This is a genomic window from Cupriavidus sp. GW823-FHT06D04, from assembly GCF_058795055.1.
This window is the reverse complement of record NZ_JBXAHL010000011.1, coordinates 79,630-96,615: the sequence shown is the minus strand read 5'-3', so window position 1 is coordinate 96,615 and position 16,986 is coordinate 79,630. Positions and strand designations below refer to the sequence as shown.

The 16,986-nt window shown below is 64.0% G+C and carries 18 protein-coding genes and 1 tRNA gene; 14 read left to right on the top strand and 5 right to left on the bottom strand.

Annotated elements, in window-relative coordinates:
• Position 1: 1 nt before the first annotated feature.
• From AC1Q7H_RS16145 to AC1Q7H_RS16115, 7 genes are all read left to right on the top strand, one after another.
• Positions 2 to 1,405, top strand: coding sequence for a cytochrome b (locus AC1Q7H_RS16145; RefSeq protein WP_013958188.1), 1,404 nt, complete (start codon positions 2 to 4; stop codon positions 1,403 to 1,405).
• Positions 1,406 to 1,441: 36 nt separating this feature from the next.
• The gene (locus tag AC1Q7H_RS16140; RefSeq protein WP_013958187.1) at positions 1,442 to 2,185 is read left to right on the top strand and encodes a cytochrome c1; all 744 of its coding nucleotides are present in this window, start codon (positions 1,442 to 1,444) and stop codon (positions 2,183 to 2,185) included.
• 219 nt (positions 2,186 to 2,404) lie between these two features.
• Entirely contained in the window at positions 2,405 to 3,016 is a 612-nt protein-coding gene (locus AC1Q7H_RS16135) for a glutathione S-transferase N-terminal domain-containing protein (RefSeq protein WP_010812311.1), read from the top strand.
• A 57-nt stretch (positions 3,017 to 3,073) separates the two neighbouring features.
• Positions 3,074 to 3,562 (top strand): ClpXP protease specificity-enhancing factor, encoded by a 489-nt coding sequence (locus tag AC1Q7H_RS16130; RefSeq protein ID WP_013958186.1) that lies wholly within the window; start codon positions 3,074 to 3,076, stop codon positions 3,560 to 3,562.
• A gap of 52 nt (positions 3,563 to 3,614) precedes the next feature.
• Positions 3,615 to 3,690: transfer RNA gene (locus tag AC1Q7H_RS16125), tRNA-Thr, on the top strand.
• A gap of 224 nt (positions 3,691 to 3,914) precedes the next feature.
• Entirely contained in the window at positions 3,915 to 4,148 is a 234-nt protein-coding gene (locus AC1Q7H_RS16120) for a type II toxin-antitoxin system Phd/YefM family antitoxin (RefSeq protein ID WP_013958166.1), read from the top strand.
• Positions 4,145 to 4,540, top strand: coding sequence for a type II toxin-antitoxin system VapC family toxin (locus tag AC1Q7H_RS16115; protein ID WP_013958165.1), 396 nt, complete (start codon positions 4,145 to 4,147; stop codon positions 4,538 to 4,540). The genes AC1Q7H_RS16120 and AC1Q7H_RS16115 overlap by 4 nt, the downstream gene beginning before the upstream one ends.
• A 141-nt stretch (positions 4,541 to 4,681) precedes the next feature.
• Here AC1Q7H_RS16115 and AC1Q7H_RS16110 read toward each other — a convergent pair whose 3' ends face one another.
• Entirely contained in the window at positions 4,682 to 6,514 is a 1,833-nt protein-coding gene (locus tag AC1Q7H_RS16110; protein WP_153955128.1) for a DEAD/DEAH box helicase, read from the bottom strand.
• A gap of 317 nt (positions 6,515 to 6,831) precedes the next feature.
• Here AC1Q7H_RS16110 and AC1Q7H_RS16105 point away from each other — a divergent pair, with 317 nt between their 5' ends.
• Together AC1Q7H_RS16105 and AC1Q7H_RS16100 are read left to right on the top strand one after the other, a co-directional pair.
• The gene (locus AC1Q7H_RS16105; RefSeq protein ID WP_492381473.1) at positions 6,832 to 7,746 is read left to right on the top strand and encodes a sensor histidine kinase; all 915 of its coding nucleotides are present in this window, start codon (positions 6,832 to 6,834) and stop codon (positions 7,744 to 7,746) included.
• 14 nt (positions 7,747 to 7,760) lie between these two features.
• Positions 7,761 to 8,522, top strand: a complete 762-nt coding sequence (locus AC1Q7H_RS16100) for a LytR/AlgR family response regulator transcription factor (protein ID WP_153955129.1) — start codon at positions 7,761 to 7,763, stop codon at positions 8,520 to 8,522.
• Positions 8,523 to 8,560: 38 nt separating this feature from the next.
• On the opposite strand, the gene AC1Q7H_RS16095 is transcribed toward AC1Q7H_RS16100, so the two are convergent.
• Entirely contained in the window at positions 8,561 to 8,884 is a 324-nt protein-coding gene (locus AC1Q7H_RS16095; protein WP_013958161.1) for a 2TM domain-containing protein, read from the bottom strand.
• Between the two features lie 304 nt (positions 8,885 to 9,188).
• Between AC1Q7H_RS16095 and AC1Q7H_RS16090 the strand changes: the two genes are divergently transcribed.
• From AC1Q7H_RS16090 to AC1Q7H_RS16070, 5 genes are all read left to right on the top strand, one after another.
• Entirely contained in the window at positions 9,189 to 9,923 is a 735-nt protein-coding gene (locus AC1Q7H_RS16090; RefSeq protein WP_238553008.1) for a FadR/GntR family transcriptional regulator, read from the top strand.
• A 105-nt stretch (positions 9,924 to 10,028) separates the two neighbouring features.
• Positions 10,029 to 11,450 carry an amidase family protein gene (locus AC1Q7H_RS16085; protein WP_013958159.1) on the top strand — a complete coding sequence of 474 codons (1,422 nt, stop codon included), beginning with the start codon at positions 10,029 to 10,031 and terminating at the stop codon, positions 11,448 to 11,450.
• Between the two features lie 15 nt (positions 11,451 to 11,465).
• Positions 11,466 to 12,470 (top strand): Bug family tripartite tricarboxylate transporter substrate binding protein, encoded by a 1,005-nt coding sequence (locus tag AC1Q7H_RS16080; RefSeq protein ID WP_153955132.1) that lies wholly within the window; start codon positions 11,466 to 11,468, stop codon positions 12,468 to 12,470.
• 263 nt (positions 12,471 to 12,733) lie between these two features.
• Positions 12,734 to 13,141: a hypothetical protein gene (locus AC1Q7H_RS16075; RefSeq protein ID WP_153955133.1), complete on the top strand. Its 408-nt coding sequence runs from the start codon at positions 12,734 to 12,736 to the stop codon at positions 13,139 to 13,141.
• Entirely contained in the window at positions 13,138 to 13,596 is a 459-nt protein-coding gene (locus AC1Q7H_RS16070) for a DUF2846 domain-containing protein (RefSeq protein ID WP_013958156.1), read from the top strand. The genes AC1Q7H_RS16075 and AC1Q7H_RS16070 overlap by 4 nt, the downstream gene beginning before the upstream one ends.
• 58 nt (positions 13,597 to 13,654) lie before the next feature.
• Here the strand turns inward: AC1Q7H_RS16070 and AC1Q7H_RS16065 are convergent, their stop codons facing one another.
• From AC1Q7H_RS16065 to AC1Q7H_RS16055, 3 genes are all read right to left on the bottom strand, one after another.
• Entirely contained in the window at positions 13,655 to 13,840 is a 186-nt protein-coding gene (locus AC1Q7H_RS16065; RefSeq protein ID WP_211980358.1) for a DUF1484 family protein, read from the bottom strand.
• Positions 13,841 to 14,191: 351 nt separating this feature from the next.
• Positions 14,192 to 15,598: an amidohydrolase family protein gene (locus tag AC1Q7H_RS16060; protein WP_153955437.1), complete on the bottom strand. Its 1,407-nt coding sequence runs from the start codon at positions 15,596 to 15,598 to the stop codon at positions 14,192 to 14,194.
• A gap of 3 nt (positions 15,599 to 15,601) precedes the next feature.
• Entirely contained in the window at positions 15,602 to 16,951 is a 1,350-nt protein-coding gene (locus AC1Q7H_RS16055; RefSeq protein WP_153955438.1) for a nucleobase:cation symporter-2 family protein, read from the bottom strand.
• Positions 16,952 to 16,986 lie beyond the last annotated feature (35 nt).

Sequence of the window (16,986 nt, the reverse complement as noted above, 5' to 3'; positions counted from 1 at the left end):
CATGGCGGCCGAAAAACAAGTCAAGACGACCGGCCTGCTGGGCTGGATCGACGCCCGCTTCCCCGCAACCCAACTGTGGGAAGACCACCTCTCCAAGTACTACGCGCCGAAGAACTTCAACTTCTGGTACTTCTTCGGTTCGCTGGCGCTGCTGGTGCTGGTGATCCAGATCGTCACCGGCATCTTCCTGGTGATGAACTACAAGCCCGACGCCACGCTGAACGCCGCCGGCATTCCCGTGGCCTTCGCCAGCGTGGAATACATCATGCGCGAAGTCCCCTGGGGCTGGCTGGTGCGCTACATGCACTCGACCGGCGCCTCGGCCTTCTTCGTCGTGGTCTACCTGCATATGTTCCGGGGCCTGCTGTACGGTTCGTACCGCAAGCCGCGCGAGCTGGTCTGGATCTTCGGCTGCCTGATCTTCCTGTGCCTGATGGCGGAAGCCTTCATGGGCTACCTGCTGCCATGGGGCCAGATGTCGTACTGGGGCGCCCAGGTGATCGTGAACCTGTTCTCGGCGATTCCCGTGATCGGCCAGGACCTGTCGCTGTTCATCCGTGGTGACTACGTGGTGAGCGATGCAACGCTGAACCGCTTCTTCTCGTTCCACGTCATCGCCGTGCCGCTGGTGCTGCTGGGCCTGGTCATTGCCCACATCATCGCGCTGCACGAAGTCGGTTCGAACAACCCGGACGGCGTCGAGATCAAGGCCAAGAAGGATGAGAAGGGCATCCCGCTGGACGGCATCCCGTTCCACCCCTACTACTCGGTGCACGACACGCTGGGCGTTGCCGGCTTCCTGCTGCTCTTCTCGGCCGTGATCTTCTTCTTCCCGGAAGTGGGCGGCTATTTCCTGGAACACAACAACTTCTTCCCGGCTGACCCGCTGAAGACCCCGCCGCATATCGCGCCGGTGTGGTACTTCACGCCGTTCTACTCGATGCTGCGCGCCACCACGTCGAACTTCCTGCCGATCCTGTGGGTGTTCTTCGCGCTGCTGCTCGGCATGGTGTTCCTGCGCAGCAAGGACGCACGCATCAAGGTCGGCGCGATCGCCATCGCGGTGATCCTGGCCGTGGGCTTCTACTTCATCGACGCCAAGTTCTGGGGCGTGCTGGTGATGGGCGGCTCGGTGGTGATCCTGTTCTTCCTGCCGTGGCTGGACTGCTCGCCGGTCAAGTCCATCCGCTATCGTCCTGCCTTCCACAAGACCATCCTGACCGTCTTCGTGGTGGTGTTCCTGGTGCTCGGCTATCTTGGCGTGCAACCGCCGTCGCCGGTCGGTGAGAAGGTGTCGCAGCTCGGTACGCTGCTGTACTTTGCCTTCTTCCTGACCATGCCGCTGTGGAGCCGTGTCGGCGAGTTCAAGCCGGTCCCGGAGCGTGTCACGTTCCACCCGCACTGAGCGAAGCGAACCCCGACAAGAGCACAAGGACACAAGATGAAAAAGCTGCTTTCGATCCTCGCGCTGGCCGGCGCCTGCTTTGCCGGCGCGCCTGCCATGGCATCCGAGGGGGGCTTCCCCCTTGAGCCGGCACCGGTGAACACTGCTGACCTGTCGTCGCTGCAGCGCGGCGCCAAGGTGTTCGTCAACTACTGCCTGAACTGTCACGGCGCATCGATGATGCGTTACAACCGGCTCAAGGACATCGGCCTGACCGACGACCAGATCCGCGAAAACCTGCTGTTCAGCGCGGACAAGGTCGGCGAGACCATGACCATCGCCATGCAGCCGAAGGAAGCCAAGGCCTTCTTCGGTGCGCAGCCGCCGGACCTGTCGGTGATCGCCCGCGCCCGCGGCGACGACTGGCTCTACACCTACCTGCGCACGTTCTACCGGGACGACAGCCGCGCCACCGGCTGGAACAACCTGGTGTTCCCGAGCGTCGGCATGCCGCACGTGCTGTGGGAACTGCAGGGCCAGCGCGCCGCCAAGTTCACGGAAGTGGAAGAGCACGGCGAGAAGGTGCACAAGTTCGCCGGCTTCGAGCAATTGAGCCAGGGCAAGCTGAGCAAGGTCGAGTACGACCAGGCCACCGCCGACCTGGTCGGCTTCCTGGACTGGATGGCCGAGCCCGCGCAGAACCACCGCAAGCGCCTGGGCGTCTGGGTGCTGCTGTTCCTGGGCGTGTTCACCGTCTTTGCCTGGCGCCTCAACGCCGCGTACTGGAAAGACGTGAAGTAAGGCATGCCAGGGGCCCGAATCCGGGCCCGGACAGGACAAAGGCCAGGGGTGGCCGCTGCGAAAGCAGCACCGCCCCTGGCCTTTTCCCTTGGAAAGCCTGCAGAAGCGCACCAGTAAAGTGCGCTATTTGCCACTAATTTGCTTTCTGGTGGCCGACTTTGGCAGAATGTCAGACCTTACTGTCCGACCCTGCTTCGGCTAAGCCCAAGGAATCCAACCATGATGGTGTTGTATTCGGGTACGACTTGCCCGTTTTCCCAACGTTGCCGCCTTGTCCTGTTTGAAAAGGGCATGGATTTTGAAATCCGCGACGTCGACCTGTTCAACAAGCCCGAAGATATTTCGGTGATGAACCCGTACGGCCAGGTCCCCATCCTGGTCGAGCGCGACCTCATTCTGTATGAGTCGAACATCATCAACGAATACATCGATGAGCGCTTCCCGCACCCGCAGCTGATGCCGGCTGACCCGGTGCAGCGTGCCCGCGCCCGCCTGTTCCTGTTCAACTTCGAAAAGGAACTGTTCACCCACGTCTACACGCTGGAGAACGAAAAGGGCAAGGCCGCGGAGAAGAACCACGAACGCGCCCGCGCCGCGATCCGCGACCGCCTGACGCAGCTTGCGCCGATCTTCGTCAAGAATAAGTACATGCTGGGCGAAGAGTTCTCGATGCTCGACGTCGCCATCGCGCCGCTGCTGTGGCGCCTGGATCACTACGGCATTGAGCTGTCGAAGAACGCCGCGCCGCTGCTGAAGTATGCTGAACGCATTTTCAGCCGTCCCGCGTACATCGAAGCGCTCACCCCGTCCGAGAAGGTGATGCGCCGCTAACCGGCACCGGCCCGAAAGCATCCGCCCTCGGGCCACCACGGCGCCATTGGAAGCACAATGCCTGAAACCTCCACCAAGCCCTACCTGATCCGCGCCATCTATGAATGGTGCACGGACAACGGCTTCACGCCGTACATCGCCGTCTTCGTCGACGCCAACACCAGCGTGCCGCGCGAGTTCGTCAAGAACAACGAGATCGTGCTCAACGTCAGCTTCGACGCCACCAGCGGCCTGGATATGGGCAACGAGTGGATCGCCTTCAGCGCACGCTTCGGCGGCGTTTCGCGCAAGATCGACGTCCCTGTCGAGAACGTGCTGGCCATCTACGCCCGTGAGAACGGGCAGGGCATGGCCTTCCCGGTCGAACGCAGCCTGCCGGAAACCCAGGCCGCCACCGAGCGCGAAAACAACCCGCCGCCCAAGCTGGCCCCGGTGGAAGCCGAGACCTCGGCAAGCACCGCCGACACCGGCCCCGGCGACGACGACACGCCGCCCCCGGTGCCCCGCATCGGCAGCAAGAAGCCCGCACTGAAAGTGGTGAAGTAAGCCACCCCAAAGCGGACCGCAATGCAGTAGAATCGCGGTCTGCACCAGATATGCCGGCTTAGCTCATCAGGTAGAGCAGTTGATTTGTAATCATCAGGTGGCGGGTTCGAGTCCTGCAGCCGGCACCAGAATTTGAAAACGGGCTACGCAATCTTGCGTAGCCCGTTTTGCTTTTGGCGTGATCTTGCACGAACGACTGAGCATTTCACTTCCCCTATTTCTGACGTTGGAAGAAAGCGATGCGGAGCAGGGCGGTCTGCCACCACAGTTTGCCCGGCGTCGAGAAATGACTTGTTTGCATAGTCATTTTGGCGTAAATTCCTGACTGGTAGCAATGACTGGGAGGCAATCCATGCCCGGCAACCAGATTTCCAAGACCGAGTTCAAGGCGCGCGCGCTCGAGTATTTCCGCCAGATCGAAGCCTCGGGCGATCCGGTCATTGTCACGGACCACGGCAAGCCCACACTCGAAGTGCGTCCCTATCGCGGGCTGGAGCGTGACCCCCTTCAGGTGTTGCGCGGCACCGTGCTGCGCTACGATGCACCAACGGAGCCAGTGGACGTTGAGTGGGAGGCCGGGCAGTGATCGTGCTGGATACCCATGCCTTGGTCTGGTGGGCAACTGGGAGCGACGAACTGAGCGACCCCGCGCGGGCGGCGATTGATCGCGAGCTACAGGATGGCCAGATTATCGTGTCGGCCATCTCCGCGTGGGAAGTCGCCATGCTGGTCGAGCGCGAGCGCCTGGTACTGGCCATGGACGTCGACACTTGGCTGGCGACGATCGCTGACATCGATGCGATCAGCTTTGTCCCCGTCGATACCGAGATTGCAACCAAATCGGTCCACCTGCCGGGGGACTTTCACAAGGATCCCGCGGATCGCATGATCGTTGCTACGGCGCGCAAGCTGGCCGTGCCGCTTGTTACCCGCGACGAGAAAATCCGCGCGTACTCGCACGTGAAGACGATCTGGTAGAAGACACCTCTAGGATCGCATAGACGGCGAGATACCATCTCGAATGCAACGCCATTGGACGGAGCTGAGCGCCCAGCTAGGCCGCCCCGAAACGCCAAGTTCCTTGCCGCTCGCTGCACGGAATTCCAGTGGGCCAACAAGCTACTGCTGCAGGCGCCCAACCGCGTCCCGCAGCTTCCCAACAAACCGCGACCCATCCCCAAACGTCATCACCAACTGCCGCGTAGCCCGCGTCATTGCCACATACATCAGCCGCGCTTCGTCTTCATCCGCCTCATCATGCTTATGCGGCATCCCCGTGGCCGGAATGCACACCAGCGGAAACTCAAGCCCCTTGCTGCTATGCATGGTGATCACCTTGACGCTGTCCGCGCCGGGCGTAAATCGCTTGGTGACTTGGGGGCATTCGAATGGAATACCCTTCCGGGTCAGCGCACTAGTGACGTGCCCGACCGTATCCCAATGGCGATAGAGCACTGCCATCTCTGACCAGGGCGTGCCTGCCCGGTTCTCGTCAGTCAGGATCTGCGCAATGCGCTCAGCTTCCGCCTCTACGTTTGGCAATTCGATTAGCAGCGGCTTGTTGCCGCGGCGGCCAGCACCGACAGGTTGCACGGTAGGCGCTTCGTCTTCGGCTGCCTCAGTCGGCCGCAGCAACTCATCCGCGAAGCTGCGTGCGACGGCCAGTATCTCCTGCGTATTGCGGTAGTTCAGCTTGAGGATGGTCGTACGGCCTCGGGCCTGGATGCCCACACTGGCAAAGGTCATCCCGCGCTTCCTGGCGCCGCCATAAATGGACTGCGCGTCATCGTAGAGCACCAGCAGCGAATTGCTCTCGGGATTCACCATCTGCACGACCAGCTTGAACCACTCCGGCCGGAAGTCGTGCCCCTCATCGATCAGCACAGCGTCGTACTGGCCGGCCGGGATCGCTTTCCGGTCCACGCCCTGGATGACCCGATTCACCATTTCCTCAAACAGCGCATCGCTGGGGCGCCCCTTCGGCCGGTCAATGTTGTAAGTCTCTAGTTGCCGCGAGCACCACGCGTGGAAGTTATAGACGTGGACCTTCTCTTCGATGCCTTTCTCGATCATCGTCGCCGCCAGCTTGGCCGCGAGGGTCTTGTTGTAGCAAAGCACGAGAACTGGCCGTGTGACGATCTTTGCCAGATGCTCAGCCCGGTAGCCGAGGATCATCGTCTTGCCAGAGCCGGCGACGCCATGAATGACCCGGTGGCCTTCGCCGAGACTGCGTGCCAGCTGCTCCTGCTGGAGATCCATGACGCGAAGGATGTCAGGCATATCCAGCGGCTCAGCGGCATCCTCCGGAAAGAGCGCGCGTTGCTCCGGCATGCGGATCTGCGGGAACAGGTGCCAGCGGATCCGCTCGATCTGCGGCAGGGAAAGCTTGAAGGTGAACTTGACCGGGAACATCTCCCACAGGCGCTGCTGGAAGTGTTCTGCGTCGACCGTCTCGTACATCTCGTCCTGGCAGATCACCAGGTGCGGCGGCAGGACGTCACCGAGGTTGGTCTTGTCGAACTGGGCACGCGTGATGTTGGACAGGACGACGCCGCAGCCGTAGGGAAAGAAGGGTTTGCCTTTCAGTGAGCCGCTGGGCCAGACCAGTTGCGGATCACGCTGCAGCAGGTTGGTGACATAGAACATGTACTGCCGGGCTTGCTCAAGGGGGGTCATCTCCCGCACCTGCCCGCGATCCGTCAGCAGCGTGACATCGCGCTGGTCGATCTCCCGGATGGTATCCAGCCGCCAGTCCTTGACCTCCAGCACCAGCAGACCCCGGCTGGGATGGAAGACGATGAAATCCGGATGCCTGGTCTTCTCTCCGATGGCGACGTCATACCAGCACAGGTAGTCGTCCTCCAGCTTTGTCTCCAGACGCTCGGCGAAGCGTCTCTCTCCACTGGTCATGCGCGAAGTGACCGAACCCAGCGCGGGAATCAGCGTGGCCATGCGTTGTTGCTCTTCTTATTGCCCGTTCAGGAGCTGCGCTGACCACGGTTGGTGCCGCGGACCCGGTGCGACGGCGGTCAGGCAGGTTTGTTATGGGGCAATTGTAGGCACAAAACGGTAACGGTGGCTATTTCGGTAATTTTGGTGATTTGCTGGTTGGCGACACTGGCGAGCCGGCGGCTCCGGGGGGCTGCCAAGCGGTCTGCGCCTGCTTTCCGGCGATCCGCGCCGCCGATCCGTCGATTCCCGCCACCCCCATGTCAGAGCCCGGATCGCAGTGGTAACCTCCCGCTATCTCCGCCCCCAGCCACCCGCCCGTGCACTCCCCAGACTCCCGCATCTGGCGATCCGCCCCAGAGCAGCGCGCCTACGAAGACGCCCGCCGCCGCGTGCGCGCGCTGCGCTTCTTCTATATGCACGCCATGGTCTACGTGGCGGTCAATGCATTGCTGATCGGCTTCCATCTGGTGGGATCGCCGCATCGGCCGTGGTCCGGTGGGCCGCTCATGGGCTGGGGCATCGGCCTGGCGATTCACGGCGTGATGACCTGGGGGCGCGTCGGCCTGCTCGGGCGGCAGTGGGAAGAACGTAAGATCGCGCAATACATGGCGCAGGAACAGGTGCGCACGCTGTCGACGGAGAAGCAGCTGGTCGAAGCCCGCATGCGCCTGCTGCAGGCCCAGATCGAACCGCACTTCCTGTTCAACACGCTGGCCAACGTGGTCAGCCTGATCGAGCCAGCGCCGCAGAAGGCCACGCTCATGCTGGAGCATTTCATCGCCTACCTGCGTGCATCGCTTGCAGCCAGCCGCGCCACGCAAGGCACGGTGGTGCAGGAGGCGAAGCTGCTGCGAGACTATCTGGCGCTGATCCGCATCCGCATGGGGGACCGGCTGCACTACTCGGTCGATGTCGAACCCGAACTCGAATCGATGCCGCTGGCGCCGATGCTGCTGCAGCCCGTGGTCGAGAATGCGATCAAGCATGGGCTGGAGCCCAAGATCGAAGGCGGGCGGCTGCTGGTCCGGCTTGAGCGGCGCGGCCCGCGCATGCTCGCAACCATCGAGGACGATGGCATGGGCTTTCGCCCCTCGGCCGGCGCCGGCGTCGGGCTTTCGAACCTGCGTGAACGGCTGGCTGTGCTCTATGACGGTGACGCCCAGGTACGCATTGAAGAACGCTCGCCCGGCACCGCCGTGCTGATTGAAATCCCGCTGCCGCGTGCATCCTGAAACGGAGACGCCCTATGACGCCCACCGCCCTGATTGCCGACGATGAAGAGCACCTGCGCGCATATCTGCGCGGCAAGCTGGAACGCCTTTGGCCGGAACTGCAGATCGTTGCCGAGGCGACCAACGGCATCGAAGCTGCCGACGCCATCGCACGGTTGTCGCCGAGCGTAGCCTTCCTCGACATCAAGATGCCCGGCCTGTCCGGCCTGGAGGTGGCGCAAGGGATTGAAACCGATACGCGGCTGGTGTTCATCACGGCCTATGACGAGTTCGCGCTCGATGCGTTCGAGCGCGCGGCAGTTGACTACCTGGTCAAGCCGGTCAGCGAGGAACGGCTCGGCCGCACCATCGAGCGGCTGCGCAAGGCGTTGCAGGAAGCGGCGCCTTTGCCGGAACTGGCACAGCTACTGAACCAGCTCACGCGCGCCCAGCCGCGCGCGGAAACCGGTGGCCAGTTGCGCTGGGTACGCGCCAGCCGTGGCAATACCACCAGCCACGTGCCGATCCAGGAGGTGATGTATTTCCAGAGCGACGACAAGTATGTGGTCGTGCATACCCGCGATGGCGAACACCTGATCCGCACACCGCTGGCGGAGTTGATTGCCGGCCTCGATCCCGAGGTGTTCTGGCAGATCCACCGCTCGTCCATCGTCAACATGGAATACGTGGCCGGCACGCGCCGCGATGAGTCGGGACGGCTTTTTGTCCGGATGCGCGACAGCGAAGCCGAACTGCCGGTATCGCGCGCCTACATGCATCGTTTCCGGCAGATGTAAGGCAGCCAGCGGCGCCACTGCGCCGCCGGCTGAGGGATTCACTGGCGATCCATGAATTCCTGGATCTTGCGCTGTTCCCAGTCACGTCCGCGGCGTGACAGCCGCGTCCAGACCAGCAACCCATGCACCGCCAGCGCCAGGCCCCAGGCCAGGGTGGTGGTCAGCGGCCACGGCCAGCCGGTGCTGGCATAGTGCGACCACCGCGGCGAGGGAAAGTAGAAAAAGCGGAACCACAGCCAGCCATTGACGACAGCGTAGACCAGCAGGTGGATGTACCAGCCGCGCAGGGCACGCACCATGCGGCGCGCGCGCCAGTAGGCCATGGCGTTGGGGTCGTCGTTGGGCGGGAGGGCGTGGTGCATGGGATACCTCGTGATCACGATGGTTGGCTTGCCTCAGGTATAGGCCACTGCAAAGCGCCTCTCCAGCCCCATGGGCCGAATCGACGGATTTCGTTCGCCGGTGTGCGCCCGGATAGTGCGAATGTCGGCAGGTCCGACACCTCCATGTCCCCCGACATGCTGCGACCTGATCAGCTTTTCGCCCCGCCGCCGGGAATACCCGCATAGGAAAAGCCCAGTCCTTCACCATAATCATAGTAATTATGATCATAAATACGAAGCGATGGACTCCAAGCCCACTCCTCAGATAGAGGGCAGCAGACGCGTGAAGCGTTCGGACCAGGTAGTCAACGATATCAAGCGCTGGATCGTGCAGACGCACCAGAATGTCGGAGACAAGCTGCCGCAGGAAGCAGCGTTGATCGAACAGATGGGCGTCGCACGCGGGACGGTGCGTGAGGCGCTTGCCTCGCTGCAGGCGCAGGGGCTGGTCAAGGTCAGCACGGGGCCGAACGGCGGTGCCACTCTGACGCAGCCGCCTTATGAGCGATGCCTGGAGGCAGTGTCCAACTTCCTGTACTTCCAGTCGGTCGACATCGTCACGCTGTACGCCCTGCGCCGCGCGGTTGAGCCGGAGCTGGCAGCCAACGCCGCCTTGCGCCTGACCGATGCCGATATCGCCGATCTGGAAGCCCTGGTCGGGCTGAGCCACCCGGAACATGGCGGCAGCACGGACTGGAACGAGCGGCGCGAAGCCGACCTGCTGTTCCACGACCGCCTGGCCGACGCCTGCAGCAGCCCGATGCTGGCGTTGTTCTGCCGCCTGCTCAACGACATCATCCGCCGCGTCATCGTGGTACGGAATGCGCAGGATGATTTCGACGACTTTGATGAAGAGATCTTCCACAGCCACAACGCGCTGATCGAAGCCTTCCGGTCGCGCGACCCGGAGCGTGCGCGTGCCCTGATGCAGGAGCACATGGAGCATGCCGAATCCCTGGCCCTGGAGGCCGAATCCCGGGTGGACCGCGGGAGCTTGCTGATGAGCCCGGGCGACTGATCCCCTGACGCGCTAGCGTCCCCCCTTTTCTGCACACCCAACCGCCATCGTCGCATCCGACACGGCGGGTGGGATTCCTATTGCCTGAATCCTGGGAGCCTTGACGTGAAACCTGCTGATTTGCTTTGGCGCTGGAGCGCCGTCGATATTGCCGATGCCGTGCGGCGGCGCGAGATTTCCTGCCGCGAGGTCACGGCCAGCGTGCTGGCCCGCATCGACGCCCTTAACCCTCGTCTGAATGCGTTGCCGGAGGTGCTGGCAGAAGAGGCGCTGGCCAGCGCGGATGTTGCAGACCGCCAGGTCGCCGAGGGCGCAGAACTGGGGCCGCTCCATGGCGTGCCGGTCACGATCAAGATCAATGTCGACCAGGCGGGCCATGCCACCACCAACGGCGTGATCCCGCTGAAGCACAACATCGCGCGTGAGGATGCCCCCGTGGTCGCAAACCTGCGCAGTGCCGGGGCCATCATCGTCGGACGCAGCAATACGGCTACCTATTCCTCGCGCTGGTTTACCGACAACGGCCTGCATGGGCGCACGCTGAACCCGTGGGATGCGGATATCACGCCCGGTGGGTCCAGCGGCGGTGCCGCGTCCGCGGTCGCTTCCGGCATGGGAGCGCTGGCGCATGGCAATGATATCGGCGGCTCCATTCGCTATCCGGCCTATGCCTGCGGTGTCGTCGGCTTGCGGCCGACGACGGGGCGGGTGCCCGCGTACAACCCGTCGGCCACTGCCGAGCGCAGCATCACGCCACAACTCATGTCCGTGCAGGGGCCGCTTGCGCGCAGCATTGCCGACCTGCGGCTCGGCTACCACGCCATGGCCCGTTATGACGGGCGCGACCCGGCATGGGTGCCGGTGCCGCTGGAACTGCCGTTGCCGCCGGGACCGATACGCGTCGCGCTGTTCCGGCGTTGTCCGGGCATTCCCGTCGATCCCGCGGTCAGCGCAGCGCTGGACAGTGCCGCGCAATGGCTGCAGCAAGCGGGCTACGCCGTCGAGGAAGCCAGCCTGCCTGATTTCATGGAAGCGGCAGCGCTCTGGCGCACGCTGACGGTCGACGACAGCCGCCGCAACATCATCGCAGGCGTTGACCAGCATGGCGACGAGGCCATGCGGCAAAGCCAGCGCAACATGCTGGACGGGATGCAGGAAACCGATCGCGATGGCTTTCTGGATGCCCTGGCGCGGCGCCAGGCGATCGCACGAAGCTGGTCGCTGTTCATGCAAACCTATCCGCTGGTGCTGATGCCGGTGTCGTGGCAGCGCCCGAGCGTGCAAGACGCGGATATCCGCACGCCAGAAGAGAACCGGGCCTTGCTGGACGCACAGAGCCCCATGCTGGCAACGGCGATGCTCGGCATGCCGGGGCTGTCCGTGCCGACGGGCATGGCCGGCGGCGTGCCGGTCGGCGTGCAGCTGATGGCATGGCGCTTCCGGGAAGACCTGTTGCTGCGCGCCGGCCAGGCCATTGAAGACGCGACGCGTTTTACCCCTTTCACCGACGTGCAAACCGGCATCTAGTCCCAGGAGCTTCCCATGAACGAACGCAAACCTGCTTACGCCCCGCGGCTGTCGCGCCGCGCCATGCTGGCCGGCACCGCCGCCGCCCTGTGTACCGGTGGCCTGCTCTCCAGGACCGCATGGGGGCAGACCGTATCGCGCATCATCGTGCCGTTCCCGCCGGGAGGGCCGGCCGATTACATGGGCCGCCTGCTGTCCGAGAAGCTGAAAGACACAATGGGCCGCACCGTCATCGTCGACAACCGGCCCGGTGCCGGGACGCGCGTGGCGGCCGAATTCCTGAAGAACGCGCCGGCCGACGGCACCACCGTGCTGCTGGCCCCCGTCGATCCAATGTTCATCGGGCCGCTGATCTACAGCAATATGCGCTTCAACCCCGCCACCGATTTCACGGCGATCACCGATGTGACGGGCGTCCAGTTCGGTATCGCGGTCAGCGCCAGCTCACCCATCAAGACACTGGCCGACTTCGTCAAGGCCGCCAGGGCCAAGCCGGCTGACTATTCGATCGGCATCAGCACGGTTGGCTCGCTGCTGCATTTCCTTGCCGTGGAGTTCGTCAGCCAGTCCCGCACCGGCAGTACGCTGGTGCCGTATCGCGGTGGCGCGGCGATGGTGACGGAAATAATGGGTAACCAGGTCGCGGCGGGCATGGACGCCATTACGACCTTCACCGAGCTGCATCGCGGCGGCAAGCTTCGCGTGCTGGCCGTGGCAGGGGAAAAGCGCGCCGATGCCTTGCCGGATGTGCCTACCTTTGCGGAGTCTGGCTTTCCCAACCTGGTGACGTCGTCGCGCTATCTGCTTTACGTCCGCGCCAACACGCCGCCCGACGTGACAACGCAGTGGTATCAGGCCGTGCGCAAGGTGCTGGCCATGCCGGATGTGCGCGAGAAGCTGGCGCGCGCTGGCTATGACATCTTGCCGGGCGGCACTTCTGATGAGGTTGCCAGGTATGCGAGCGCGCTCTCGGCACGGTGGACCCCGGTGATCAAGGCGTCGGGTTTCAAGGGGGATTGAGCGGAATTCCGTAGCCGCAGCCAGACTCGGCTGGAGACGATTTCTATTTGTGTTAGCTTGCTGGAGAATTCCCGCGGCACCCTCCTCCTGTAGGGTGCCGCCTTGTATTAAGCATGTCCGCCCCAGTGTCGTAATTAGCCTCAGAAGACAACCCGGCCGGCGCCAAGGGAAAGTGCCAATGGCGCCGCATCGTGCCGACTGGCGCAATTGCTGTGGGGCGCAGCCACACAGGCTGCGAGCCATACACCCGAGGGTATCCAGCCATGACCGCCTTCTCTTTCCGCGCCCGCCGCCTGTGGCTCGCCACAGGCTTTAGCCTGGCACTCTCCGCCTGCGCCCCAATGATCGCGACCACCCCGGCAACGGTGGAGCTCATGCAGCCAGCCGCCACGGCCAAGCGCGTTCAGCTTCTGGCGCCGGCACAGGTCAAGCTCGACACCGGCTATTCCCGAGACCTCGCTGCCAAGTCGACCTGGTCGCAGGTCGGGCGCCTCCCGCAAGGCGATGTCTACCGCCCCGTCGGCACCATTCTCACAATCGAGGGCCGCCATGTTCACGAGGCCTACCTGGTCGTTCGCAACAAGACGCTGGTGGGCTTCTATCTGCCTGGGGAGCAGAACTACTCCCCGCTAACGACAGCAGTACCTTTGAACTTGGGAGAATCGGAATGAAACGGATTGCGCGCATGCTGATCGCCGGACTGGCGGTGTCGTCGCTGCTGGCGGGATGCGCTTCGGGCGTGAAGCACGCCGAGATGGCGGCATCGATGCCCACGCTGAAGCCGGGCGAGGGCCGGATCTATTTCCTGCGTTCGGCGTCGATGTTCGGGGCGGCCATCCAGCCAGATATTCGCCTGAATAGCCAGGTCGTGGGCGAATCCAAGCCCGGCGGTTTCTTCTTCGTGGACCGCACGGCTGGCAAGTATGTCGCGGCGGCTTCGACCGAAACCGAGAAGACGCTCAGCTTCATGCTGGATGCCGGCGAGACGAAGTACGTGCGCAGCTCCCCGTCGCTGGGGCTGATGGTGGGCCGCGTGGTGCTGGAGCTGGAAACGCCTGAGAAGGCGAAGGAAGAGCTGGCGTCGCTGAGCTATACCGGTGATCAGGTGAAGGCTGCGGCAAAGTAAGCATTACAAGCTTGCTCAGGTTGACGACGCAATGCGTCGTCAACCGAAGGCGTCCGGATCAAGCGGCTGAATCCTCTGCCAACAAACTCTCCAGCTGCGCCTTCACCAACCCCAACAAACAAAACGCACTAAAGCAGGCCTCCGACTGCTCGCTATGCTGTTCCAGCAGCACAAGCACCCCTTCCATACCTGTTGCCACCGTCTCAAGACTGTACCGCGCCGTGGATAGATCGACTTCCGACATAGGACCTCCTACCGTTGGATGAAGGTCCGCCGCGCGACATAAGAGGAGGGCGGCGGGCCTGACAGCGAGGGTGGAAAACCGGTGCCAAAGCCAATGCCGGTCAGCCTTGCGGCTACCTCGCCCGGCCCGCCATTGCAGGATGGCTTGCTCGTATGGGCGGGACCGATCGTCAAGTACGACCGGTCCGGCTTTGGCCTTCGAGTTTCCACACTCGGTCACCGTTGTTCGATGACAGCCCCAGTCTCCCGCGTCGTGGCGCTCGACTCGATAAGACACTTCGCATTCCAATACGGACGCCGCATCCTGCCCGACCTCCGCCCGCCAGCAAATAGCCAAACGCCTAAACCACCCTCAATCCACCAGCGTCACCAATGCCTCCCGAGCCTCCCGACGCAGCTTCTCCAGATCCAGTCCCACGATCGCGCCATCGCGCACGACCTGACGCCCGCGCACCAGCACGTCCCGCACCGGCGTAGGCTCGCCAGCCGCCACCGGTGCCGTGCCGATGTCGTGGAAGCCATGGAACCGCAGCCCGCTGACGTCATAGATCGCGAGGTCGGCCGACTGCCCCGTCGCGAGCGTGCCGATCCCTGGCAGCCCCAGGACCTGCGCACCGCCTGCGGTGCCCCAGTGGATGACCTCTTCCACGCGGGTTTGCGCGGCCCCGCCCAGCGCCCGGTGCACCAGCCACGCGAAGTTGGCTTCATGCACCATGCTGCCCGACTCGTTGGATGCCACCCCATCCACGCCCAGTGAGATCGGCACGCCCGCATCGGCCATCGCGCGCACTGGCGCAATACCGCTGCCGAGCCGCGCATTGCTGACGGGGCAGTGCGCCATGCCGGTGTTGGTCACGGCGAGCATGCGGATCTCTTCGGGATTCACGGTGACCAGGTGCGCGAACCAGACGTCAGGCCCCAGCCAGTCGTGGTCGGCCACGAACTGCACCGGCGTGCACTGGTACTTCTCGCGGCAGAACTTCACGTAGTTGTCGGTCTCCGACAGGTGCGAATGCAGCCGCAGGTCCATGCCGCGACCGAAGGCGGCCAGCTCGCGCAGCAGTGCCGGCGGCAGGGAGAAGGTCGGCGTGGTCGGCGCGACTACCACGCGCCGCAGGCCATCCGCGGAGGCATCGTGATAGCGGGCCTTCAGCCGTTCGATATCGGCCAGCATTTCGTCCAGCGTCTCGGGCACCAGCGCGGTGACGCGCATACCCGGATGATCTGAGGCTGACTGAATGGCACCACCGCGGCACAGCACCAGGCGCATGCCAAGCTCTTCCGCTACTTCGAACAGCACGTCGCCAGTCTCCGCGCCGTGGCCGTGGTGGTAGAGGTAGTGATGATCGGCGCATGTGGTGGTGCCGGACAGCAGCAGCTCGGCCATGCCCAGCCGCACGGCGGTGCGGAAGATCTCCGGCGTGAAGCGCGCCAGGCGCGGGTAGGCGACGGAGGCCAGCCATTGTTCCAGCCCCACGTTCATGCCGCTGGGTACGGCCTTGAGCAGGTTCTGGAACAGGTGGTGGTGGGTGTTGACCCAGCCTGGGTAGACCACGCAACCGGTGGCGTCGAGTGCCGCTTCGCCGTCGTGGCGCTGCAGGCTGGCGCCGATCTCGGCGATGCGGCCGTCGCGGATGCGGATGTCGGCGGCGCCCGCTCGCGCGTCATGGCCGGTGCGGCCGGTCATGACGGCAGCGGCGTTGCGGATCAGCAGGTCGCCGGCGGGCGCGTTGGTGGTGGCGTTGGTGTTCTGCACCATGTTTCAGACCCCTTGGACGTTGTCGGCACTGGCGGGCAGCTCGTCGGCTTCACGAGCGGGCACGCCGTTGAGAATCAGGTTGAGGACCACGGAGACCACACAGGCGATGATCACGCTGCTGTGGACAAAGGGCTGCAGGAAGCCGGGCAGCTTCTCCAGCATGCCGGGCAGCATCACGGGCATCATCGCGCAGCCGAGCGTGATGGAGACGATGGAGAGGTTGTTGGGGTTGCGCTCGTATTCGACCTCGCCCAGCGTCTTGATGCCGGCGGCCACGACTACGCCGAACATGACCATGGTGGCGCCGCCCAGCGCGGCGGCCGGGATCGAGGCAAACAACGCGCCGATCTTGGGCACCAGCGCCACGGCGCACAGCATCGCGCCGCAGGTGGCGACCACCCAGCGGCTGCGCACGCCGGTGACGATGACCAGCCCCACGTTCTCCATGAACGCGATATACGGGAAGGCCGCGAACATGCCGCCGATGGCGCTGGCCAGGCCGTTGGCGCGCAGGCCGCGGGTGGCGTCGCGCTCGGTCAGGGGGCGCTTGACGATGTCACCGACGGCGATGAACAGCCCCATCGATTCCACCATCTGCACCACCATCACGATCACCATGGTGGTGATGGCGCCCACGTTGAAGGTGGGCATGCCAAAGGCAAAAGGCGTCACCATGGTGAACCACGGCGCGCGCGCGACTTCATCGAAGCTGCCCATGCCCAGCATCCACGCCACCGCGCCGCCGACCAGCAGGCCAATCACGACGGACAGGTTGCGGATCAGCTCGCCCCCGTGCCGGTTGATGAACAGGATCAGTGCCACTACGCCGAAGGCGACGATGAAAAAGATGGGGGCGCCGAAATCCGACGCCCCCCTTCCGCCTCCAAACCAGTGAAACGAAACCGGGAACAGCGACAGGCCCACCGCGGTGATGGTGCAACCACTGACCACCGGCGGAAAGAAGCGCTTGAGCTTGCCGATGATGGGCGCAAGGAACATCGCGATCACGCCCGCGGCGATGATGGCGCCGCAGACGCCGTTGAAGCCCAGCGACGGATCGGTGCCGATGGCGATGACGGGGCCCACTGAGCTGAAGGCCACGCCCTGCATCAGCGGCAGGCGCACGCCGAACTTCCAGAAGCCGACGGTCTGCAGCAGGGTGGCGATGCCGGAGGTGAACAGCGCGGTGCTGATCAGCATGGTGGTCTGCGCCGGCGTCATCTTGAGCGCGCCGGCCACGATCATCGGCACCGCAATGGCGCCGAGATAACTGACCAGCATGTGCTGGAAGCCGAGCGACGCCATGGCGCGTGCCGGCAGGATCTGGTCGACGGGGTGAACCGCTGCTTGCATGATGTTGTCTCCTGCCGCGTGCTGGGGGAAAGTGC